General features: G+C 53.5%; 21 protein-coding genes and 2 pseudogenes. 12 read left to right on the top strand and 11 right to left on the bottom strand.

The annotated features are described in order from the left end of the window. Positions 1 to 124: 124 nt before the first annotated feature. Both nrdG and nrdD read right to left on the bottom strand, forming a co-directional pair. Positions 125 to 721 carry an anaerobic ribonucleoside-triphosphate reductase activating protein gene (gene nrdG / locus FMM01_RS14465; RefSeq protein ID WP_063516778.1) on the bottom strand — a complete coding sequence of 199 codons (597 nt, stop codon included), beginning with the start codon at positions 719 to 721 and terminating at the stop codon, positions 125 to 127. Between the two features lie 42 nt (positions 722 to 763). Beyond that, entirely contained in the window at positions 764 to 2,953 is a 2,190-nt protein-coding gene (gene nrdD / locus FMM01_RS14460; protein WP_063516772.1) for an anaerobic ribonucleoside-triphosphate reductase, read from the bottom strand. Between the two features lie 360 nt (positions 2,954 to 3,313). On the opposite strand from nrdD, the gene FMM01_RS14455 reads away from it, so the two are divergent. From FMM01_RS14455 to FMM01_RS14430, 6 genes are all read left to right on the top strand, one after another. Next, a complete protein-coding gene (locus tag FMM01_RS14455; protein ID WP_150392983.1) occupies positions 3,314 to 4,234 on the top strand; it encodes a quinone oxidoreductase family protein in 921 nt (306 codons plus the stop codon). 23 nt (positions 4,235 to 4,257) lie between these two features. Beyond that, positions 4,258 to 6,219: a cation:proton antiporter gene (locus tag FMM01_RS14450; RefSeq protein WP_150392982.1), complete on the top strand. Its 1,962-nt coding sequence runs from the start codon at positions 4,258 to 4,260 to the stop codon at positions 6,217 to 6,219. Between the two features lie 36 nt (positions 6,220 to 6,255). Continuing rightward, on the top strand, positions 6,256 to 6,555 hold the full coding sequence (locus FMM01_RS14445) for an ArsR/SmtB family transcription factor (RefSeq protein WP_027828306.1): 300 nt from the start codon (positions 6,256 to 6,258) through the stop codon (positions 6,553 to 6,555). Positions 6,556 to 6,649: 94 nt separating this feature from the next. Then, on the top strand, positions 6,650 to 7,813 hold the full coding sequence (locus FMM01_RS14440; RefSeq protein ID WP_150392981.1) for an MFS transporter: 1,164 nt from the start codon (positions 6,650 to 6,652) through the stop codon (positions 7,811 to 7,813). 87 nt (positions 7,814 to 7,900) lie between these two features. Then, complete coding sequence (locus FMM01_RS14435) at positions 7,901 to 8,641, top strand: VIT1/CCC1 transporter family protein (protein ID WP_150392980.1); 741 nt, start codon at positions 7,901 to 7,903, stop codon at positions 8,639 to 8,641. Between the two features lie 370 nt (positions 8,642 to 9,011). Further along, positions 9,012 to 9,881, top strand: a complete 870-nt coding sequence (locus FMM01_RS14430; RefSeq protein WP_146995244.1) for a transglutaminase-like domain-containing protein — start codon at positions 9,012 to 9,014, stop codon at positions 9,879 to 9,881. A 422-nt stretch (positions 9,882 to 10,303) separates the two neighbouring features. Here FMM01_RS14430 and FMM01_RS14425 read toward each other — a convergent pair whose 3' ends face one another. Next, the gene (locus FMM01_RS14425; RefSeq protein WP_027828310.1) at positions 10,304 to 10,633 is read right to left on the bottom strand and encodes a hypothetical protein; all 330 of its coding nucleotides are present in this window, start codon (positions 10,631 to 10,633) and stop codon (positions 10,304 to 10,306) included. Next, the gene (locus FMM01_RS14420; protein WP_223849970.1) at positions 10,630 to 11,523 is read right to left on the bottom strand and encodes an AAA family ATPase; all 894 of its coding nucleotides are present in this window, start codon (positions 11,521 to 11,523) and stop codon (positions 10,630 to 10,632) included. The genes FMM01_RS14425 and FMM01_RS14420 overlap by 4 nt, the downstream gene beginning before the upstream one ends. A 138-nt stretch (positions 11,524 to 11,661) precedes the next feature. Here FMM01_RS14420 and FMM01_RS14415 point away from each other — a divergent pair, with 138 nt between their 5' ends. Further along, complete coding sequence (locus FMM01_RS14415) at positions 11,662 to 13,017, top strand: FAD-dependent oxidoreductase (RefSeq protein ID WP_150392979.1); 1,356 nt, start codon at positions 11,662 to 11,664, stop codon at positions 13,015 to 13,017. A gap of 209 nt (positions 13,018 to 13,226) precedes the next feature. Here the strand turns inward: FMM01_RS14415 and FMM01_RS14410 are convergent, their stop codons facing one another. After that, positions 13,227 to 13,703 carry a Dps family protein gene (locus tag FMM01_RS14410; RefSeq protein ID WP_150392978.1) on the bottom strand — a complete coding sequence of 159 codons (477 nt, stop codon included), beginning with the start codon at positions 13,701 to 13,703 and terminating at the stop codon, positions 13,227 to 13,229. Positions 13,704 to 13,871: 168 nt separating this feature from the next. On the opposite strand from FMM01_RS14410, the gene FMM01_RS14405 reads away from it, so the two are divergent. After that, a complete protein-coding gene (locus tag FMM01_RS14405) occupies positions 13,872 to 14,213 on the top strand; it encodes a PadR family transcriptional regulator (protein WP_223849969.1) in 342 nt (113 codons plus the stop codon). Next, on the top strand, positions 14,210 to 15,031 hold the full coding sequence (locus FMM01_RS14400; RefSeq protein ID WP_150392977.1) for a DUF1129 domain-containing protein: 822 nt from the start codon (positions 14,210 to 14,212) through the stop codon (positions 15,029 to 15,031). Before FMM01_RS14405 ends, FMM01_RS14400 begins: the two co-directional genes overlap by 4 nt. A 43-nt stretch (positions 15,032 to 15,074) precedes the next feature. On the opposite strand, the gene FMM01_RS14395 is transcribed toward FMM01_RS14400, so the two are convergent. Further along, positions 15,075 to 15,455, bottom strand: a complete 381-nt coding sequence (locus FMM01_RS14395; RefSeq protein WP_146995238.1) for a hypothetical protein — start codon at positions 15,453 to 15,455, stop codon at positions 15,075 to 15,077. Positions 15,456 to 15,564: 109 nt separating this feature from the next. Beyond that, complete coding sequence (locus tag FMM01_RS14390; protein ID WP_146995237.1) at positions 15,565 to 15,945, bottom strand: hypothetical protein; 381 nt, start codon at positions 15,943 to 15,945, stop codon at positions 15,565 to 15,567. Between the two features lie 169 nt (positions 15,946 to 16,114). Between FMM01_RS14390 and FMM01_RS14385 the strand changes: the two genes are divergently transcribed. After that, positions 16,115 to 16,558: an FAD-binding oxidoreductase gene (locus tag FMM01_RS14385; RefSeq protein WP_146995236.1), complete on the top strand. Its 444-nt coding sequence runs from the start codon at positions 16,115 to 16,117 to the stop codon at positions 16,556 to 16,558. Positions 16,559 to 16,700: 142 nt separating this feature from the next. Here the strand turns inward: FMM01_RS14385 and FMM01_RS14380 are convergent, their stop codons facing one another. Then, complete coding sequence (locus FMM01_RS14380) at positions 16,701 to 17,984, bottom strand: RNA-guided endonuclease InsQ/TnpB family protein (RefSeq protein WP_150392976.1); 1,284 nt, start codon at positions 17,982 to 17,984, stop codon at positions 16,701 to 16,703. A gap of 276 nt (positions 17,985 to 18,260) precedes the next feature. Between FMM01_RS14380 and FMM01_RS14375 the strand changes: the two are divergent. Continuing rightward, a pseudogene (locus FMM01_RS14375) lies at positions 18,261 to 18,722 on the top strand (FAD-binding oxidoreductase); the annotation flags it as partial. A 96-nt stretch (positions 18,723 to 18,818) separates the two neighbouring features. Here the strand turns inward: FMM01_RS14375 and tnpC are convergent. The 3 genes from tnpC to FMM01_RS16600 form a co-directional block, all read right to left on the bottom strand. Further along, positions 18,819 to 20,375, bottom strand: a complete 1,557-nt coding sequence (tnpC, locus tag FMM01_RS14370) for an IS66 family transposase (protein ID WP_150391428.1) — start codon at positions 20,373 to 20,375, stop codon at positions 18,819 to 18,821. Between the two features lie 98 nt (positions 20,376 to 20,473). Continuing rightward, complete coding sequence (tnpB, locus tag FMM01_RS14365; protein ID WP_150391429.1) at positions 20,474 to 20,833, bottom strand: IS66 family insertion sequence element accessory protein TnpB; 360 nt, start codon at positions 20,831 to 20,833, stop codon at positions 20,474 to 20,476. Next, positions 20,808 to 21,002, bottom strand: a complete 195-nt coding sequence (locus tag FMM01_RS16600; protein ID WP_027827606.1) for a hypothetical protein — start codon at positions 21,000 to 21,002, stop codon at positions 20,808 to 20,810. The genes tnpB and FMM01_RS16600 overlap by 26 nt, the downstream gene beginning before the upstream one ends. An 87-nt stretch (positions 21,003 to 21,089) precedes the next feature. Here FMM01_RS16600 and FMM01_RS16595 point away from each other — a divergent pair. Beyond that, positions 21,090 to 21,599: pseudogene (locus FMM01_RS16595) on the top strand (FAD-binding oxidoreductase); the annotation flags it as partial. Positions 21,600 to 21,654 lie beyond the last annotated feature (55 nt).

Below are 21,654 nucleotides of genomic sequence, written 5' to 3'. Positions count from 1 at the left end.
TTTAACTGCATTATACCCCCCATTTTTCATCAGCAATGATTTTCACTCATTATTTGGGCCAAAAAAACGCACCGCCATCAGCCAATTGCCTAACAGCAGTGCGTGGTCCGGACCTCACTCGCGACTATTTCACCAAGCGCGACCAGATAACGACTTTATCTTCCTTCAATGATGCCGGCACATCGATGATCCGCTGGTTGCTGGACCCGCGGAACTGCAGTGTTAAATCTTTCTCCGCCTCCAAGAAGCGGCCGTCCACCAGAATGTCCAGCATACTGAGCAATTCCAGTTTGTCATCAGATTCCTGCTGCAACTCATCCCACGTATACCCGGTCCAAGACCAAATATCCTTAGTGTGGCCGAACCGGGCCCGAATCGCCCGGCACAGCTTCAAGCAGACCTGGGTATTCAGGAACGGTTCGCCGCCCAGCAGGGTCAAGCCCTGCACGTAGGAATGCGCCAAATCGTCGAGGATCTTGTCCTGAACAGCATCCGTATAGGGCTGACCGTAATGGAAGTTTTGCGCGACGGCATTGTAGCAGCCGGGACAGGCAAACTTGCAGCCGGATACATACAAGCTGCACCGGACACCTTCCCCGTCCACCATCACGAAGGGCTTGTAACTGGCATAATAACCCAAGGATAAGTCCTTAGCCAGCCATTCCTGCGGTTTGGGATTCTTCGGCAACCGCGCGATCTTGCGTTTGCTCTCTTGTGCCATGTGCTTTTGAATTTCTGTGCGATCCATCAAACACCCGGCTTTCTAATAACGCGCATTGGCGATTTGATCATTGCTGAAGCTCATATGCTTCACCCGGTGGATGATTTCTTCCTGCCGGCCGTGAACCATCGGCCGCTTGTTGGGATTGCCCAAGTAGCCGCAAAGCCGCTTGACCACATCGCAGGTTTCCGGATCATGGTTGCCGCATTCCGGGCATTCGTAACCCTTGGCGGTCGCCTTGAATTCACCCTTGAAACCGCACTTGAAGCATTGGTCAATGGGGGTGTTGGTCCCCAAATAACCGATCTTGTCATAGGCATAATCCCACACGGCTTCCAGCGCCTTGGGGTTCTGCTTCAAATTCGGGTATTCGCAGTAGTGGATGAAGCCGCCGGCACTGTACTGGGGATAGTCCTTTTCAAAATCCAGCTTCTCAAACGGCGTAACTTTCTTCCGCACATCGTAATGGAAGGAGTTGGTATAGTATTCCTTATCCGTGATGTCCTTGACGATGCCGAACTTCTTCCGGTCGTCCCGGCAGAACGTATCAGTCAGGGATTCACTGGGTGTGCCGTAAACGGAGAAGTGATAGCCGTATTCTTTTTCCCAGGCTTTGCAATGGTCAGCCATGGACTTGACGATGCTGACCGAAAAGGCCTTGGCCTCAGGATCGTGTTCCCAATTGGGACCATAGAACACCGTGCCGACTTCATACAAGCCGATGTAGCCCAAAGAAACAGTAGCCCGGCTGTTGCGGAACAGAGAGTCGACAGTATCCGTGGACGCTAAGCGGTGCCCAAACGCGCCGTACTTGTACAGGATCGGGGCACTCTCCGGGGTCGCTTCTTTCGTCCGCTGGACCTTGTAGACCAAGCCTTGTTTGCAGATGTTCATCCGTTCTTCGAAGATCTCCCAAAACTTCTTTTGATTGCCCTTGGATTCCATGGCGATGCGGGGCAGGTTTACGGTGATCACCCCCAGGTTCATCCGGCCGGCATTCACTTCTTCACCGGTCTTGGGATCTGTCCAGCCTTGCAGGAAGGAGCGGCAGCCCATGGGTGCCTTGAAGGAACCGGTCAGTTTCTTGATCATGTCGTAGGACAACACATCCGGGTACATCCGCTTGGTGGCACACTCAATGGCCAGCTGCTTGATGTCGTAGTTGGGATCGTCGGGGTGCAGATTCAAGCCCTTCTTTAGGGTGAAGACCAGCTTCGGGAAAATGGCCGTGCGTTTTTCTTTGCCCAGACCCAAGATCCGGATCTTCAAAATATCCTTCTGGATCTCCCGTTCGATCCAACTGGTGCCCAGGCCAAACCCAACCGTCACAAACGGCGTCTGGCCCTGGGTTGAATACAGGGTGTTGACCTGATATTCCAAGGTTTGCAAGGCATCATAGATGTCCTTGCGGGTCCGTTCCTTAGCGAAGGCCTCTACCTTGGCCGGATCGTCGGTGAGCTCGCGGGCTTCTTTCAAATGCTTCTGGTAGTTCTTCTCCGCAAACGGCGCCAGCACTTCGTCGGTCCGGTCGCTGGAACAGCCGCCGTATTGGGATGAAGCGACATTGGCGATGATCTGAGTCATTTGGGTGACCGCCACTCCGATACTGTGCGCCGGTTCCACTTCGGCGTTGCCGATGGCGAAGCCGTGGGTCAGCATATATTTGAAATCAATCAAACAGCAGTTGGTTTCAGCCATGTAGGGCGTGTAATCCAAATCGTGCCAGTGGATGTCACCGCGGACGTGGGCATTAGCCACCGCCTTGGGCAGCATCTTCAGACCGATCGCCTTGGCGACGGCCCCAGCGGTCAGATCCCGCTGGGTCGAAAAAACCCGGCTGTCCTTGTTGGCGTTCTCGTTAACGACGGTCTTGTCTTTGCTTAACAGCCGGTCGATCTGGAAATTGACGTCCCGCCGCTGCTTGCGCTTCAGGTCTTGTTGCAGGCGGTACTGGGTGTAGCTTTCTGCCCAATCGTACTTGCCGTCATTGATCAAGGATTGCTCCACGATGTTTTGAATCTCAGAGATTTCGACGTCAGCCGTATAGCGGTCCTGAATTTTTGCCGTCACATCATTGGTGATGTCATCGATGGCATTCGTATCCGCTGGGGACAACTTCCCCACGCTTTGGGCGGCCTTCGTAATCGCCGTTTGAATTTTACTCGCGTCAAAATTGACGATGCGGCCGTCGCGCTTCTTAATTTTAGTCGTAACCGTGTGTACCTCTAACATCGTGGCTCACTCCTTCTTGCAATCCACCACATGTCTGGCCGACCGTACCAGCGATCCGTTCCCAGCCACATCATGTAGTGGTTATGAATTATGATACCACGATATATAGGGGGAATGCACTGAAAACCCAAATGAAAATTACGTACTGAACAGGCTGAAAGCGGTCCAGTATAATCAGTGCAAGGTCTCGCGGGGCTTGATAAATTCTTCGGTATTCTTCTAGTTAAAACGAATTGTATACAGCCAGATTGTGCAGTGCTGAATTGCTGCCAACACCATTGCATGTGGGTCGCTGCAAGCATATTGCTTGTTGCGCCGCGGATTTCCGGCTAAACTGACCCCAAAAAGGAGTGACCATTAATGAAAGCATTCGGTTTTACCCAAGGCGGCGGGCCCACTGCCTTGCAGGAATTCGATATTGCCGCTCCGCACCCGGCCAATGATCAGGTTTTGATTGACGTTGCCGCCATCGGCCTAAATAATCGGGAGCGCCTTTCCCGGGAACAGGGCAGCTTAGGCGGTCCGACGATTCCCGGCCGGGACGCGGCCGGCATTGTGACCGCCGTCGGCAGCAATCATGCAACCTTTCAAATCGGCGACCGGGTCGTGGCCCATGTCCAGCAAAGCTATGCCGCCCAAGTCACCGCATCGGTACGCAGCACGGCCAAACTGCCCGCACAGCTCAGTTTCACCACCGCGGCTGCACTAGTGACGCCCGGAGTCACGGCCTACCGCATTGTCTATACCTTTGGCCGCATTCGAGCCGGTGAAACAGTGATTGTCAAAGGGGCTTCCGGCGGCGTGGGGTCTCTAGTCGTCCAGCTGGCTAACCAGGTCGGGGCGACCGTCATCGGCGTAGCCAGTGCTCGGAATAAACTGCTGGTGGAAAAATTGGGCGTGGATCGCTTTGTCGCTTACGATCAAGCGGACATCAGCACCGTCCTTGCCGCCACCGCCGACATTGTCGTCAATGTGGCGATGAATGGCGCCGGCGGCGACCAGGACGTGGCCATGGTCAAACCCGGCGGCCGCATCATTTCAGTCAGCCATCGCTCCCCGCGGTTGCCCGCCGGCATCACCTTCCAGCATACTTATCCCGGGGATGACACCGACAGTGCGGCCCTGCCCCAGCTGGTCCAAGAAGCCGCGGCAGGTCAGCTGACGGTGCCGATTGATCACGTGTTTCCTTTCACTCTGGCGGGATTTGTGGCCGCCCATGAAGCATTAGACAGCCAGCACACCGGCCGGATCGTCGTCGCCAAAGAACTGCCCACGTTATAATAAGTTAAAAAGGGGGAATTGCTGTGGATCAAGTTTTTATTTTTGTCTTGATGCTGGCTGCCGTGGTTGTGGCCAACGTCTTAGCGAAACACCTGCCCAAGATCCCGCTGCCCTTCTGGCTCATCGGCTTGGGCATGGGATTAGCCATTTTCCCTTTCTTCCGCAACTTTACTCTGGACCCTTCGGTGTTCTCCTTTGCCATCATCGCGCCGCTGCTGTTTAACGAAGGGCAGAATGCCTCCCGATTATGGATCGGCCGCACGCTGGGTAATATTTTCTCCCTGGCGGTGGGCCTGGTGCTGATCACCGTCTTGGTGCTCGGCTTCGGTCTGAGTACAGTCACCTTCATTCCCTTGGCGTTAGCCTTCGCGCTGATTGCCATCGTTACCCCCACCGACGCATCGGCAGTCAATGCCATCAGTCAGACCAACCCGTTGAGTGAGGGGCAGCTGCTGATTTTGGAAAACGAGTCGCTGTTCAATGACGCCGCCGGCATCGTGGCCTTTGACCTGGCTCTGGCGGCGTTTATCTCCGGTCAATTTTCGCCCCTGCAAGCCACCGGCCAATTCCTGTACGTGGCCATTGGCGGCATTCTCTTCGGGGCAATCGTCGGCACCTTGATCGTCAGCCTGCGCACCCAGCTGATCAAGTGGGGCGATGACGATCCGATCATCATGACCACCTTGCAATTACTCACCCCGCTGCTGATCTATTTCTTTGCCGAGGAATTGGGCTTCTCCGGTATCCTGGCCGTGGTCGCCGCCGACATCGCCCATGGGGTAGAACGGGACCGGCTGCGCTTGACCAGCGCTCGGATGCAGATTGTCTCCACCAATGTCTGGGAAATGGTCAGCGGGATCCTGTCCGGCTTGGTTTTTGTTTTATTGGGCGTGACCTTGCCCACCGTGATCAGCGACGCCTGGTACGGAAATACCTTCCTGCTGTTGAACATCATTGGCCTGGGCATCTACCTGAGCAAACTGGTCCTGCGGATTCTGTGGAGCCGCTATCTCGTCCATGTGCCCCGCACCAAGCACCGCTGGCGCGATGCTTTGATCATCGGCTTTGGCGGCGCCAACGGGACCATCACGCTGTCCTTGGCCTTTTCCATGCCTCGCGGCGTCACTCTGCGCAATGAATTGATCTTCATGGCCGCCGTGGTGATCATCATCAGCCTGGTCGTCCCGCCGCTTGTCTTCCCCCTGCTCGTGAAAAAACAGCCCGTCGCCAACAAACAGCATGTGTGGGTTCGGCGGATGCTGGCCGAGGGTATCAAGGCCATGCGGGAAGAGACGGAACACCCCGCTGAAGCCCAGATCGTGCTGGACAGTCTCGCCCAGGAACGGATCCTGGATGACGCGCCGAATCGCCGGGTCCAGCAGACAATTTTCCAGGACACCATTGATACGGAGAAAAAAACCATTGAGGCCCTGCGCCAGGCCAAGACGATTACGGACGATGAAGCTCATTACTACAACAACTTCATCGACTTGAACGACTTCACCGCCGACCAGCGGATCTGGAAGAACTTGCTCCTGCGCACCCGTTTCACATTGCACATGGGCCATATTTATCGCGATCTGCGCTCGGTGCAGGATGCCTTTTTGACCAGCCCCATCAACTTGGAGCCGATTTTCTGGAAGAAGCAGTTCACTGCCCACAATGAAGACATTCTGCCGATTGAAAAAGCCGGCTATGACGCCGTGATGAAACGATTGGGGACCCTGGAAGACAAAGACAACCGCGCGGAAGTAAACACCATCCGCCGCTTCTACCGGGATCGTCACCGCCGGGTTCAAGTCGACGCCGTGGACGGCGACATCATTTATCAAATGTTTTTGAAAGCATTCCACGCCGAGTACGAGTTGATCCAAGACGCGTTGGCGAAGAATGAAATCACTTCCGAACTGGCCGAACGCTTGCAGCAGCGGATCACCTTCGACGAAATTACTTACCTGCAAAACCGCAGCGCCTTCCAAATTTAAGTTGCAGCACCATGGTCAAGGTGGTACAACTGTTTTATGGATATCAAACAATCAGCAGCCACCAGCACAGAAGAATTTAAGCGCCGGATCTTCTTTGCCCTGTCTGAACCAGGGCGCTACACGATCGTGCGCATGCTTTACCGCGTCGGCCACGAAATGGGCTGCGGCGAACTGAATCAGCATATCGAGATCGATAAGTCGACCATGTCCTACCACCTGCGCACCCTGCGAGAGATCGGCCTGGTCACGACCCGCACCCAGGGCCGGGAGAAGTTCGTCCAGCTCAATACGGATCGAATCGATGCGGTATTACCGGGCTTACTGGCGAGTCTATAACAGCGAAACGTGCCGCCTGCGGGCAGTGCACGTTTTTCTTTTAGTTGATTGTTTGAAACATTTCCAACTATAAAACAGTTAGGCGGCTTTGCTGATGCGACTGAAAAGACTTTCACTCCTCTTTTTCTTGATTACGTTTATTATCGGGACGGATACGTTCCTGGTTTCGCCCTTATTGCCGACGCTGACCCAGTATTACGGGATTCCTGAGCACCTGTCCGGTTTTATTGTCAGTGCCTACGCGCTGGGCTATACCCTTTCGGCAATCGTTGTCGGCCCCATTTCAGACCGGCATGACCGGCGGCGCATTCTGCTCATCGGCTTGCTGATCTTCGCCGGCGCCACCGCTCTGGGCGGCTTGGCCAATACATACCCCATGATGCTGGCCGCCCGTTTCTTAGCCGGTCTGGCCGCCGCCTGCGCCGGTCCGCAAATCTGGGCCGCCATCCCGCTGCTGTTCCCCAAGGATCAGGTCGTCAAAATGATGGGCTATGTCTCTGCTGGGTTAGCTGTGGCACAAATTGTCGGTGTGCCGCTGGGCAGCTTTTTGGCTGCTGTCTCTTGGCGGTTCCCGTTCTTCTTTGTCGGCACAATTGCCCTGCTGTTGACCCTGCTCAGCGCCCGCTATCTGCCCAGCTTGAGCAGTGCGGATGACCATGAGTCAACCGCGGTGTACCGCCAAGTCTGGCACAATCGGCCGGTGGTCAAGCTGCTCTTTGCCTATTTCTTGTTCCAGATGGCCAATTTCTGCGGCTTCGCGTTCATTGGCACCTGGTTTGCCAAAAGCTACGGCTTATCCGTTTCCCTGATCGGCAGTTTGATGCTGGTCATCGGGATCGGCCAATTCATCGGCAGCCTGTTAAGCAGCCGCTTCGTGCGCTGGCTGACGCTGCCCCGGGCATTTGCCCTGGAATTTCTGCTCTTCATCATTGGCTACATCGTCTTGCCAGTGGCGCCCGCGGCCTGGGTGGCGGCATTGATTCTGGCGTTCATCTACTTGATCGGCGGGGCCATATTCCCGCTGTTCATGTCCACCTTGCAGGCCCAAGCCGGTGAAACCCGGGGCACGATCGCGGCCTTGGCGAATGCCGCGATGTACTTGGGCGAGGCCATCAGCGGCGGGATCGGCGGCTTTCTTATTGCCAACTTTACCGGTTTCTACGGCGTCGCCTGGTTCACCGCCGCCGGCGTCGGCGTGGCCGCTCTGCTTTATGCGGCTCAAGGCTGCTTCCGATCCGTCCATAATGCCGATCATTAGTTGTGATGCTTTTCGCTACCAATCAAATTGAAAATGCGGTATGCTCTTCCTAAACAATACCCGCATAAATAAATTGAATACTTGGGTATGGAAAACGAGGAAACAATTTTAATCGAACCAAAACAACATCGTCTGCCCTGGCGCCAGCGTCTCTCTTTCCGCCGGGATTTGGGTAATCGATTAAACGTGCTGCGCGCCGGCGTGATGGGCGCCAATGACGGTATTATTTCCACCGCCGGCATCGTCATGGGGGTCGCTGGGGCGAATATGTCCGCCACCGCCTTGATGCTGGCCGGCGTTTCCGCCATGATCTCCGGCGCTCTTTCCATGGGCGGCGGCGAGTACATGTCCGTTTCTGCCCAGCGGGACCTCCAGGATTCGATTTGCCAGAAGGAACAGGACCAGTTGAAAAACGACAAAGACGCCAGTTTCCAGGGCATGTATCAGCATTATTTGGCTAAGGGATACGCCGCTGAAAACGCGGCGGCCATGGCCCACAGCATCGTGGATAACGAAGACATTGCCACCATTCTGGCTGAGAAATTCCAGATCAAACTGAATAAACTGCTCAATCCTTGGCTGGCCGCCGGGGCGGACTTCTTTGCCTTTATCCTGGGTGCCCTGCTGCCGCTATTATGTATCACGCTGATCCCCAATCCTTACAAAGTCAGCGTGACGATGGCCGCTGTGGTGGTCTGCCTCTTTGGGACAGGCTACACCAGCGCCCGCTTGAGCCGGGTGCCGGCGCGGAAGGGTGCCTTGCGGAACATGATCGTGGGATTGTTGACGATGGTGATCGGATTTGCGATTGGGTCGTTGATTGGGTAAACGCTGCACTGCAAGACTGTGTGTACGTCAAAAAAGGTCAAGCGGATGATGGGATTTTTTCATCTGCTTGACCATTTTATATACGGTCTACTGTTTCTGGCGCTTTTTATTGGCAATAACCCCTGTTGCAATAGCGATGACAATACAAACAATCAGTACATACCGCATAGTCTCACACCCTTTTTATCAGTATACCTGAGTGTCTTGATCATTACTATACAGGCTGATAATAGTCCGGCCGAATAGACCGTGCTTGGCACCCTAACACCCTGCCAGCGTTTTCTGTTCCCGGGTCTGGGGGGTGGACTGTTTTTCTACCCGATCAATATGCTAAAGTAAGGAAAATAAGAAAAAGAAAGCAGGTGACTCCGTGGCGAATTCTTACATCCATCCAACTGATCCCGAAATCCAGCAGTTAGTAACCAATCTTGGTGGGCCCGCCCAATCCGCCATGGATCTGATGGCCGCGGCGCTGGACTGGTTTGACACCGAGAAGATTCAGTACAGCCGGCTCAATGCGCCCTTTGCGCCACTCCAGCGCAGCGATCTCGATGTCGTGCACTGGCACAGCGGCACCTGCGGCGACTTCAGCAATCTGCTGGTCAGTCTGTTGGTGGCGGCTGGGCACCCGGCGGCCTATGCGACGGTGCAAAAGGACTGCTACGGCGATTGGCAGGATCACATTTGTGCAGCCACCCAGGTGGCGGGCCGGTGGGTATTGATCGACGCCACTGATCCGTACCGGAAATTTCATGGCCTCGATTGCCCGCATCAGGCGTTTAAACTGCTGACGCCAGCAGAAATGACGGCCAAGTTCCGCCAGGACGAAACCACCTGGACAGCTCAAGCCGCTGAGTGGGATGATCCGTGCATGGCGGGCGTGCTTTATGCCCCGTGGCTGCACAACCAAACAGTCATGGAAACCGAAGACAGCGTGGGGTCCATTTTTCTTCTGCTGTCTTTGCCCGCTGTGCATCACTGGCGGCTGGACGCCTACTATCAATGCTATACGGCGGTCCGCGGGTTCTCGCTGATCCGCCGGGTGATCACCCCGGCGAGCAGTGTGTATCAGTTTTCTGAACACAGTCCAGCCCATATCTGGGATGAAAAACAATGGTCGCTGCCTACTCCGGTCCGAAACTTGCCGAAGAAACTCGTCTTTGCCAGTGAACAGCTGGATGAAGTATTGATTGAAAACAAAAAAGATTTAGAAAGCGTTGTCCACCGTGCCGCTCAATAATTCGCCGGTGATTCATATGTGCTGTCACTAATGCGTCCGCGTTGGGAGCGCGCTATACTTGCCTTGGAACCGGGATCGAGGTGAATCCTTGTGAAGCGGAGACAGGAACAAGTGAAGCGCGCAACCTCTACCGAAGTTACGCCGGCACCAAAGCATGATGAACTGGAAAAGGTCATCACGGCGATGTTCGTCAATGCAATCGACAACAATTGGGTCTAAGGTTCACTACGCGCGTCAGCCGTGAACAGAGCGTCAAGACATATTCGTAGTGACTCTGCGGGAGTCACGATCGTGATCATCTGCGTCTGGTCGGCGCGCGTGCAAAAAAGGCACAAGTTCTCTTGTTGAGAGGGCTTGTGCCTTTTTCTCGGGAGTTACCTGTCGACCGGGAGATAACCGGGAGATAGTGGCAGATAGCTCCGCTATTCTGCCGCATGGTCCAAAAACTCCTGCATCTGCCGCTGTTCCGCCGTGGTGGGTAAGGCCGTACCCTTGGTAAACGCCGCCAGGCGATCTGCGGCAATACCGCTGGCGGCTGCCAAATCGGCCGCTGATAATTGCCGAGCCTCTGCCAGCCGTTGGAACTGGGCATAGACAATCAGCGCATCCAGGTCATCATCCGTAATGATTGCACTGTCATAGTGCTTGTATTCCAAAAAATCACGCAAAGAATCCTTGGATAACAGCGCGCCTAACCCCGTGGCGAAGGCTCGCACCTGCCGCATCAGCCAATCTTTGTCTTCAGTATTCATTTTTCTTTAAACTCCTTTGCATGCTGGTGGAAGAAATAGTAATACGCCCGCACCTCAGGCAGTTCCGTCCACTTTTTCTCCGCCACCGGCGTCGTATCCATGTCATAGATCTTCGCCTCCGGGAGCGCCAGCAGGAACGGCGAGTGGGTGGCGATGATGAACTGGCAGCCGAAGAACCGAGCTGAATCAGTGATGAATTTGACCAGCTCCAGCTGTTTCTCCGGGGATAGCGAATTCTCCGGTTCATCCAGCAGATACAGCGCGTTCTCCTTGATCCGATCGGTGAAATAGGCCATGGCGCTCTCGCCGTTGGACCCCTCCGTCAAGTTGCGCATCAGGTGGTCGCGGATGTAGCGCGACTGGGTCTTGCTGCGGGTCTCCAGGATGGACTTCAATTGGTCGTAATCTTCGGGGCCGTTGAACTGGAAGCGGGCGTGTTTAGTCGCTAAATACTCATCCTCCAGACGGTCCCGCTGGCGGTCGATCCCCTGATTGGCCTGGCGAATCGTGAGCATGTAATCAAACACATCATCACTGGTGATGATCGCGCTCTTCTTCGGTATCGTGCCCACCGTGGTGGCGTCGGTTCGATCCAAATAATTTTCAAAGAAATTGGTCCGGTTGTAAGGAGCTTCCCGGTGCAGTCCCAGTTTTTCCGCAATAATATTCAGCACGGTCGTCTTCCCCGACCCATTGCCGCCATTCAGAATGGTGATCGGGGCACAATTGATTTGGGTCAAGCCCTTATCCGGCAAGACCTGGAAGGGATAATACGTGTTATAGGTTTTCTTTTTCAAATCAATAAAGAACCGCCACTCCGCGTCTTCGTCGGGAAAGAAAAATTGGGCTAAGTAAATCATCACCGCCACCGCCTTTCGCATTGGTCTCATTGTATCATTTCTGTTGATAAAAGCAGAAAGTACCGGTACACACATTTCTACCAATTGGGTATTTTCGTGGGCAATTGCGTGTGGTACAATTCTAACTGTGAATCGAATCACATGGCCTTTGAGAGGAGTATTGCTATTTTGAAAATTATCGTGATCGGTGCCACCCACGCAGGCACCTTCGCTACCCAACAAATTCTCACTGAGCATCCCGACTACAACGTGACCGTCTACGAGCGCAACGACAATCTGTCTTTCCTTTCCTGCGGGATCGCCCTGTGGGTCGGCAACAATGTATCTGACCCGAACAAAATGTTTTACTCCAGTCCAGACGCCTTGGCCCAGCTGGGCGCGACCATGCGCATGGAACATAACGTCACCGCCATTGACCCCGACGCTAAAACGATTGCCGCCACGAACCTGGTGACCGGCGAGCAAGTAACCGACCACTACGACAAGTTGGTCTTTACTCCCGGTTCTGCCCCGGTGATTCCGCCGATTCCCGGCATTCAAAGCGAGCGCGTCTTCCTCTGCAAGAACTGGACGGACGCCAAGAAACTCCATGACAACGCCCAGTCGATCAATTCGGTCGTCGTCATCGGCGCCGGATATATCGGGGCGGAGCTGGCGGAGCAGTATGCTTTGAGCGGAAAAAAGGTCACCCTGGTAGATGCCTTCGATCGGGTCCTGGCGAAGAATTTCGACCGGGACATCACCGATCGGATCGAAGCCTTGTACACGAAACACGGCACAGTATTAGCCCTGGGGCAAAAGGTCACCAGTTTCACCACTGCTGCCGACCAGATCACGGTCACCACCGATCAGGCCGCCTACACCGCCGATATTGCCGTGCTGGCTGTCGGCTTCCGGCCCCGCACTGAACTGCTGCAAAACCAGGTCGACATGTTGGCCAACGGCGCGGTGATCACTGATGCCTACATGCAATCCAGCCGACCGGAAATCTTCGCGGCGGGCGACTCCGCCGCCGTGCACTACAACCCCACTGGGCAGGACGACTACATTCCGTTGGCGACGAATGCGGTGCGTCAAGGAATCCTCATCGGCAAGAACATTGCCGCACCCACTGAACGATACTTAGGGACGCAGGCGTCCAGTGCCGTGGCCCTCTTCGATATGACGCTCGCCGCCTCCGGCCTGACCGCCGCGGGTGCGGCTGCCCGAGGAATCACTGTGGACAGCGTCACGATCGAACAGAACTATCGGCCTGAATTCATGCTGACGACCACACCGGTGGCAGCTTCTCTGACTTGGGACCCGACCACCCACCAAGTCCTGGGCGGCGCCTTCTACAGTGCCCACGACGTCTCCATGTCGGCCAACATGATTTCCATGGCGATTCAAACCAAGATGACCATTGAGACCCTGGCCATGGTCGACACCTTCTTCCAGCCCAACTTTGATCAACCGATCAACTGGGTCAACGCTGTGGCCATGGCTGCGGTGGAAAAAGCTAAGCAAGCCGAACCGGTTATTTAGCTTAAAAAAACGAAAACCCAACAATTGCGGGTTTTCGTTTTTTTCTGGCCTCGTTTGCTATTCTTAATCTCAAAACCGCCAATATTTGCATTTGTTACGCGAAATTGATCAGCGTAAATGCAAATATTGGCGTTTTTGCGTTTAGTACCTGGATATTTAATACTCAAAAAGGCAAAATGCCGATTTTAGCCATTTTAACCCCGCACTTCTTAATCAGCCAACGGACCTTCTCCCAAATAAGCACTCAGCATCCAAATAATCTTATCCATGTCCGCCTTGTACCCATTCAGCATATCCTGAGTCGGGAAGTCCTTCTCGCCGTCAGTGATCTCGATTCCCTTTTGGAACTGATCCCGCAAGTATTCGATCTGCTTGCGCAGGCGATCCATGAGGTCCGACAGGCTGTACTGATTCCAGTCGATCTTTTCATCCGGCAACCCGGTATGGTCAATAAATTCGTGGGTCGTCGCATAGGGTGCACCGCCCAAGGCAATCAGCCGTTCGGCAATCTCATCCAGCATGGTCGCCATCTGGTCCTTGTACTCGTCCATCAGCGGGTGCAGGCGGAAGAAATTCCGGCCGCGCATGTACCAGTGGATCTGCTGAATGTTCGTCTGCAGCTGCATCAAATCGGCCACCAACTGGTTCAGTTGGGCTTGGGTCTTGGGGAATTGTGTCTTGCTCATCAATCGCGCCTCCATAACTTATATTGATTACCAAGTACATCTCCAGCATAGCAAATCCAACTGGTTCAGGGAAAACAATATGCCCCGCTTTTTTGGCTACATTGTTTGACAAGGTACCGCCAGCTTTGTATACTTTGCTTTACAAGGTACTGGAAAGGCGGCGACGCGATGGCTGGTGAACGTATTCCCTCCCAAATGCTCAAAGGGATTCTCGAAGGCGCGATCCTATTGATCATCAGACAAGGCGAAATTTACGGCTACGCCCTGCACGAGAAATTAAGTACGCTGGGATTCGGTGACATACCTGAAGGGACCATTTATCCTTTGCTGCTGAAAATGCAGCGCAATAAACAAATCATTGGCGTCCGGCATCCTTCCACCACGGGACCGGATCGCAAATACTATCACCTGTCAGCCACCGGCGAGCGAGACGCAGCACTATTTGCCCAGCAATGGATGCAGCTTGCTGCTGCGATGGACCAGCTGACCCAAGGAGGCCACCCAAAATGAAAACTCAAATTGAAAAAGAGAACGACACGCGCATGACCCAGTTGAAGGGGTTGAACCACCTCTATATTGAAGAACTGGTCGGGTATCTGCGCAACCAGCCGCAAAAAGATTATCTGGCGTTAGAAGAAACGATTGCGGACGTGATCGATAACGCGGCTGACGCTCAGGCCCATGGCCGCTCGGCACGTCAGTATTTCGGTGCGGACGCCCAGGCATCCGCCAAAGCTATTTCAGAAACCATTCCAGCGGCCAGTCTCAGTGAAAAACTGGTTTTCTTTATCCCCCTGTTCAGTATGTTGATGAGCTACACAATTTATCCAATGCTTTTGCAACCGACGATCCACTTTGCTTGGGGTAATCTTGTCTACGGCTGGGCATTTATTACGCTGGTATTTCTACCACCGGTTGTTTCTTTCGGTCAAAAACGGATTTTCTTATTCTTTCTGATATTCCTGTCCTTGCCGCTCTTCATTGGCGGTTATGCCCTGGTCACGCATCAATCGCCTGCCCAATTGGCCCGGCAAATGTCGACTTGGCCAGTTGCTGCAACCGTTCTCGTGCTCATACCATTGATTTTTCTTTTGATGGTCTGGCTAATGCCGCCGCTCCGAATCGTGCCGCTTTCCTGGTGTGCCTTGAGCGGTGCAGCATCTATTTTCGGGTTTCTGCTGCACTACTTTCCCATCTTCAGTCAACCGATCCTGTATTGGAGCTTCAGCAGCGTATTTATCATCGCCGTGCTAGTATTGTTTATCTGGCAGCTCAACCGTATCCCGCTGTACCGGCAGCAGATTTCGCAATTACAACCGCCGCAATAACCAATAAGCGCTGTATCCGCCTGTGTTCCGGTGGACACAACGCTTATTTTGACTCTCTTTGCCGATGACTAAGCACAATCAAGCCGCCAGCCCGGCCGAAAATGTACACCAACAATGCTAAGTGGGCAATGTTGTAACTCATTTGGACCATACCCGTGGATAACACGGTATGGGCATAAAAGCTGACCAGCCAAACCAAAATCAGCAGCGTTAAGGCGATGTTATTGAGCAGCCCCCAGCCGCGACTGCGGTACCAATAGCGAATCCAATTCCAACTAAGGACAACCAGCATCAACGCAATCAGGATCAGGGTGTACCAGTGGAAGGACAGATTGAGCCAAGCCCCTAAGAAATCACCCGCGAGTAAACCAGACAATATGAGTAATAAGACAATTTCGGGCCGCGTGAGTTTAGCCTCCGGCATCGGACCGCTTCCCTTCATTCATTTGCAACGACTGTACCACAAGAAAGGAATCAATCACAATCGGCAGGGGCAAAGTTTCCTCGATACGCTGATACCTTGTCGATCTGCTTCATATTTTCTTCGAATGATTCGCCGCCCAATTAGGACCAACGCCGTGGATAATCCAATAAAGTGCCAAGGCAATAAGGGCGATACCATTAACACGATCATAGATCAGTCCTGAAAGCATCATCTGACTGTACAAATTAGCCAGCCAAATCAGAATCAGCACAGACATCATGATGTGGTCCACTAATGGCCACTGCCCATCATGCCGCCACGCCGTCAGCCAGGTCCAAAGCAGCACAATCACGGTGAGCGGGACCATCACCGTAGCGAACCACGGCATGACCGTCTGCACCCACCCGTGTAAGAGCACTCCTAATACGATCAGCAACTCGATGAATGTCAGCACCACCTCTGCATTGGTTACTTTGCGTCCGACCATCATCAAAATCCCCGCCTTTCTGGCCAGCCTAATGAATTCGTTTTCCCACGGTGCAGTATACCAAAATTCTGATGCACTCCCCTTATACTTTGCTTAGCTAAGCTAAAATTCTTGTATCTTCCTCCCCCGACGCCGACAATAAACTCGAAGTCAACGAAAAAAGTGATCATCGGTGGCAACATTTGCCGCATTTTCAAATACTGATATTCTGCAGGATCTGCGCAGTCGAGTCAGTACTGGCGCCGTCGTCACGGATCCGGCCGAGCTGAAGAAGTATTCTTACAGTGAGAACATGACCGGTGAGGGCGCGGGATTAGCCTTGGCCATTGTCGAAGCCCAAAATACAGCGGATATCCAAGGCGCTTTGGCAACGGCGCGCAAGTACCATATTCCGATCGTGCCGCAATCTGCCCATACCAGTACCGTCATCGGGGCGGATGGGCTGCCCGGTAGTATTATCCTTTCTACCATCAAGATGAACCACATTCTGGAAATTAGTAAGGCCGATTCTCTAGCGGTGGTCGAACCCGCTGTGATCAACGGCGACCTGGATCAGGCAGCGCGCAAACAAGGGATGTTCTACGCCGTTCCTTTTTTAGGTACCAAATGGTACTAAATAAGATGATTGCCGGTTCTCCAGACGATGGTCTGTCCGAGATGCTCTCAGCCAACTAGGGTAGCCTGGCAGTCGAGTCTAACACTGATTCCCGGCCTTGAAGTTCCCGTGAACGTCGGGTATGGAGGCTCGCGCCTCGATCTTATTCAGTTGCCGTAAGGACCGTATAGTCTGTTGCTTGCTGCAAGTTGATCGCGGCATTCACGTCGCGGTCGATGGATAATCCGCAGTGCGGACAATTGAATTGGCGGACGGCCAGATCCGCCATCGTACCGTGGAATTGAGCTCGATTGTAAGTGCCGCAGGTGCTGCATAACTTTGTACTGGGATACCAGGTGCTGACTTCGCGCAACTCAATGCCATGCTTTAGACACTGCCACGTGAGCCAAGTCTTGAAGTAAGACAGTCCCAGTTTTTGGATACTGGGTGCCAGCTTGGGATTGGCCTTCATCCCCTTGATGTTGAGTTTTTCCACGGTGATATGCGGCGGTTTAAGCTTAACAATTTGCGCAATGGCTTGGCGTACCGTTTCTTTGTTGATCTTTGCCAGTTTAGCTGACCAGCGGGTCAGATAGTATCGAGCCTCTTCGATGCCTCGACTGGTCAGATAACCAGCCTTTTGATGCGGGTGATTCTTGGCGAAACTCTTCTCGGCCGCACTTTTGCGCCGGGCCAAGCGGACCTGCCAGCGTTTCTTCATCTTTTCTACGTGGTAGTAATAGGACGTTTTGGAAATATTGATAAACTTTTTGCCGGTATTCAAAATGGCCATATCTTTGATGCCCAGATCAATGCCCAGGCCTAACTCGGTCTCCGTGTGCGCGACTGGCTGGGTTGGTGCCGGCTCATCAGTAGCCACTACCACCCAATAGTCATTCGCCCAGCGGCTGACCCAGCAGCCAGTGATGTGATACCCAGTTTTCTGAAGCTGGTCATCAGTGGGTAAATAACCAAATTCCGAAAGCCGCAGCCAACCAATCAGTGGTAATCTAATGCGGTCGCGCTGAACGCGGATCGAACCGCTGAAGTAGGCTGCTTGACGGGCGCGATAGCCCTTGAAGCGCGGTTCTTCTGCTAAACCTTTGAAATAGTTCTGGAAAGCTCGCTCAGCATCGCGAAAGGCCTGCTTTCGAGTTTTCTGCGGAGCTTGATCCCACCAGGCGGGATAGGAACCGCTGACCCGGATAACGTGGTTGAACACTTTCTCAAACTCTGCCGCAGAGATATAAAACTGGTTCCGTGTTTCTTTAGGCAGCTCCTTGAAAGCCTCATAATCTGGATAAAGCCGCTTGCGCGTCTCCAGCAAGCCGAACTGCACGCTGCGATAAAGATTGTACAATTTGCGTTTAACGGCCATGCACAGGACCAAGAAATCATTTTGGGCATCATTGGCCACGTGGAGTTTAGTCTTATAACTGCGGGTCATGTCTCTGTCCTCCTAATCGGCTACTCGAATGTCGTCATCAGCAGTGGGAAACGTATGTTCTTGATAACCAATTTTATCAAAGCTGTCCCCAATCGACAACATTCTAATCGTCAGCAGAAACGCAGAACTATCCCCTGTAAGACAGGGTTCGCAGTTGTGGGTTAGCAGAAAAGTAATAAATACTGAGGATTATTGATTCACCTACGCACTAACAGAGATGCCGTCTGACATCGAATAGACTCGAACGATACCCTATTTGGCAACTGTTAATAACCTCCCGACCCTGGGTCAAAACTAATTTCAAGCATCGGCGGCAACGTTTCGACCAACGCCGGCGGGATGAGTACTGTGCGCTATGGCGCCACTAAGGACAATATTCTTGGTCTCAAAGTTGTTTTGGCCGACGGGCAGGAAATCAAAGTCGGCGGGCGAACCTTAAAGCAGGCTTTTGGCTATGATCTCACGCAACTCTTTATCGGCTCTGAGGGTACGCTGGGGATTGTCGTGGAAATTACGGTGAAACTGTTGCCCATTCCACTGGGAACGCCGGTGATGGGTATGGCGTTCTTCCCGACGATGACCCAACTAGCGGAAGCTGTCGCGGCGATTCGGATTTCCGGCATCGGCCCCACGATGTTGGAAGCCCTAGACGGCAACACGGTCGCGGCGCTGGATACGTATCGGCACACCCATTACGCCGACAACAACGAATCCATGCTGATTTTCCGCATCGACAGCAGTACGGCTGAAACGTAAGCGGTCGTTGAAATAGGTGTGAAGACAAAAATGGTGCAATCCTCTATCATGAAGATTGCACCATTGCTTTACCCGCTGTTATTCGTGACAGAACGCCTGCACCTTCGGCGCCCACGGCAAATAGTCCTGCAAGGCGACCATGTCGCCGGGAGCCGGCAAATTAGGCACTGTGTCGAATAGATAGTTGAAATATTTACTCGGATCGAGGTGATTAGCCCGTGCTGTCGTGAGCAGACTAAGAATGACCCCCGCAGCCGTCGCGCCGCGTTTGCTCTGCGAAAACAGCCAATTTTTACGACCGATGACCAGTTCTTTGACGGCGCGTTCGGCCCGGTTGTTCGATAGTTCAAGTCGGCCGTCCAACAGGACTGCCCGCAAGCCAGCCTCATGCTTCAACGCATAGGTGATGGCTTTGCCCACCTTGGATTTTGGCAGATAGCTGCCGTCCAACGAGACCAGCCAAGCGAAGAACGCATCCATGACAGGTTTGAGTCGTTGTTCGCGCTGGGTTTGACGTTCATCAGCCGACAAGTCTTGCCATTTCTTTTCCCATTGGAAGAGATCATTGCAATACTGGCGGCCCGTTGGGGCCAGCCCCTTGTCTCCGGCGGTCACGGCTTCGTCAAACTTACGACGCACGTGAGCCCAGCAGAAGACATTGGTGACCCCAAGCAAATTAGGGTAAACGGCGTAGGCATCACTTTGCAGGTAGCCTTCGTAGCCGGCCAGGAACCGGGCAGCTTCCTCGTAACCGCGGCTATTACCGTGCTCATACATGACGATCTGGTGGGCGCTGTGCTTGCTGGACGTGTAGACCCAGTAATAGGTCTGCGCCTTCTTTAGATCCAACACCCGGTAGGGCGTTTCGTCCGCATGGATAACGTCTTGAGTCAGCAGATCTCGGTGCATCAGCTTGTATAGGGACTCCAGGTAGCCTTCTGACGCCTTGATGTGCCAGTTGGCAATTGATTGCCGGGTGAAATCGACCCCGCGACTGTGCCACAAGCGTTCTTGCCGGTTGTCCGGAATCTTGTAGGCAAACTTAGCCATGATGGATTCGGTCAAGACGCTTGAAGAAGCTGGACTATGCGGTATGGCTGGGCGAGGCACATCGGACTTCTTAAGGAACTGGTTGCCGCGCTGATTCAAGCAGCCGTTAGGACACGCGTAGGTGTGCCGATAGACGATTGTGTGCAGGAGCTGTGCCGGAATCAAGGTTGCTTCTTCGCGTACTTTCGACCGGCCGATATCCTGCATCTCTTCACCACAGACCGGGCACTTGCGCTCCTCACCTTCGAGCAGGCAATCCTGCTCGTCCAGCGGCAGCTTGTTCAAGTCGGTGCTCTTGGTCCGTGTCGCTTTCTTGAGCTTCTTCTTGGCGACCTTGCGGTCATCACCGGTGAGCTTGTCGATGATGCTTTGTTCTTCACCGGTGATGATGTGCTCATTGAACAGGTTCGTCTGGCCATGCGGCAGGTTATCGCTTGATTCCCGGCGCCGACCGAACAACATGCGCTTCAAGACGGCGATCTGTTCCCGGAGGTCCTGATTTTCATTTATCGAATTCTGCAGTGCGGTGCGTAATTGTTCTGGCGAAGCGTCCACCAATCGCACTGCATCTTTTGTGTCTACCAATCGGTGTTCCTCCAATAAATATAATAAATGGATTATATCATGTTTTATACGGCGAAGGAAAGAGGAGATGCTAATAAATCATGGCTTCTCCTCCTCAATTAGTTGGTATATCCTGGCTTGAAATCATGAATGGTACTCCGTTCTTGAATACTTAGACCAGTAATCAATCGCTTCAGCTGGTAATGACTGAGATGCTGCACCTCAGAGCGCGTTCGCGGCCACTGCAGGTGGCCGTTCTCGTACCGTTTGTAGTAAAGAACAAACCCACTGCGGTCCCAGTACAGAGCCTTGAACCGATCGCGCTGACTGCCGCAGAATAAGAACAGCGAGTGATCATAAGGCACTTCGTCTTCGCCGTACAGCTCCCGCAAGGAAGCGGCCAAACCGTCGATTCCTTTGCGCAGGTCCGTTTTTCCGCAAATGATATAGATGTTAAGCTCTTGGATATTGGGGAACATTGCCTGTCAACTCCTGGAGCACCACGTGCAGAATTGCCCGGTCAACACCGGTGTAAAACACGACCTCGGCGTCCTTGAGCTTCACTCGTGCCGCAACCTGCGGTTTGACCAGCGGCTTCGGCGACCGGTCGGTCACCTGGATCGGCACGATATCTTTGATTTGAACCATGAAAGGCCTCCTTGTTTACTTGATAAACCAAGTTTACAAGGAGGCCTGCACCGGGTCACGATACCTATGTCAACGACCGCTTACGCTGAAACCGAAGCACTGCTGGAGAAGATGCTGACGACGCACCAGGGCACGCACATCAGTGTAACGACGGATCCACAGGCTCAGGCTGATCTGCAGCAAATGCGGCGGGATATGCTGCCGGCCGTTTTTGCCGGGCAGAACCACATCATGGAAGATATGGCCCTGCCGTTGTCGCAACTGGCGCCGATGATGGATTACATTGCTGAATTAGGTGCCCAGCTCGGGCTGAAGATCTATACCGCCGGCCACGCTGGTGACGGCAACGTACACCCCACACTGGTTTGGCCAGCGGATGAAAAAGACGTGCCGCCAAAAATCGTCGAAGCACTGCAAGCCATGTTCCACAAGACGCTTGCGCTAGGCGGGACGATTTCCGGCGAACACGCCGTCGGGATGATCAAGAATCAATGGAATAATGCTGAATTGGGGCCAGATGTGGACTATTTACAACATCAGATCAAGGCACTGTTCGACCCGATGAATATTTTGAATCCAAAACGCAAGATCAATTGAACTGCAGACCCCCAAGTACCGGCTGTTTCACGTGAAACGGCTGGTGCTTTTTTGT

The organism is Schleiferilactobacillus harbinensis (genome assembly GCF_008694105.1).
GTDB classification, from domain to species: Bacteria; Bacillota; Bacilli; order Lactobacillales; family Lactobacillaceae; genus Schleiferilactobacillus; species Schleiferilactobacillus harbinensis.
This window is presented reverse-complemented; position numbering and strand designations above follow the sequence as displayed.

Bases quoted from the DNA above. Each gene is read 5' to 3' on its own strand.
- nrdG (WP_063516778.1), bottom strand. From the start codon at position 721: ATGGCACAAGAGAGCAAACGCAAGATCGCGCGGTTGCCGAAGAATCCC.
- nrdD (WP_063516772.1), bottom strand. From the start codon at position 2,953: ATGTTAGAGGTACACACGGTTACGACTAAAATTAAGAAGCGCGACGGC.
- FMM01_RS14455 (WP_150392983.1), top strand. From the start codon at position 3,314: ATGAAAGCATTCGGTTTTACCCAAGGCGGCGGGCCCACTGCCTTGCAG.
- FMM01_RS14445 (WP_027828306.1), top strand. From the start codon at position 6,256: ATGGATATCAAACAATCAGCAGCCACCAGCACAGAAGAATTTAAGCGC.
- FMM01_RS14440 (WP_150392981.1), top strand. From the start codon at position 6,650: ATGCGACTGAAAAGACTTTCACTCCTCTTTTTCTTGATTACGTTTATT.
- FMM01_RS14435 (WP_150392980.1), top strand. From the start codon at position 7,901: ATGGAAAACGAGGAAACAATTTTAATCGAACCAAAACAACATCGTCTG.
- FMM01_RS14425 (WP_027828310.1), bottom strand. From the start codon at position 10,633: ATGAATACTGAAGACAAAGATTGGCTGATGCGGCAGGTGCGAGCCTTC.
- FMM01_RS14420 (WP_223849970.1), bottom strand. From the start codon at position 11,523: ATGAGACCAATGCGAAAGGCGGTGGCGGTGATGATTTACTTAGCCCAA.
- FMM01_RS14410 (WP_150392978.1), bottom strand. From the start codon at position 13,703: ATGAGCAAGACACAATTCCCCAAGACCCAAGCCCAACTGAACCAGTTG.
- FMM01_RS14405 (WP_223849969.1), top strand. From the start codon at position 13,872: ATGGCTGGTGAACGTATTCCCTCCCAAATGCTCAAAGGGATTCTCGAA.
- FMM01_RS14400 (WP_150392977.1), top strand. From the start codon at position 14,210: ATGAAAACTCAAATTGAAAAAGAGAACGACACGCGCATGACCCAGTTG.
- FMM01_RS14395 (WP_146995238.1), bottom strand. From the start codon at position 15,455: ATGCCGGAGGCTAAACTCACGCGGCCCGAAATTGTCTTATTACTCATA.
- FMM01_RS14390 (WP_146995237.1), bottom strand. From the start codon at position 15,945: ATGATGGTCGGACGCAAAGTAACCAATGCAGAGGTGGTGCTGACATTC.
- FMM01_RS14380 (WP_150392976.1), bottom strand. From the start codon at position 17,984: ATGACCCGCAGTTATAAGACTAAACTCCACGTGGCCAATGATGCCCAA.
- tnpB (WP_150391429.1), bottom strand. From the start codon at position 20,833: ATGTTCCCCAATATCCAAGAGCTTAACATCTATATCATTTGCGGAAAA.
- FMM01_RS16600 (WP_027827606.1), bottom strand. From the start codon at position 21,002: ATGGTTCAAATCAAAGATATCGTGCCGATCCAGGTGACCGACCGGTCG.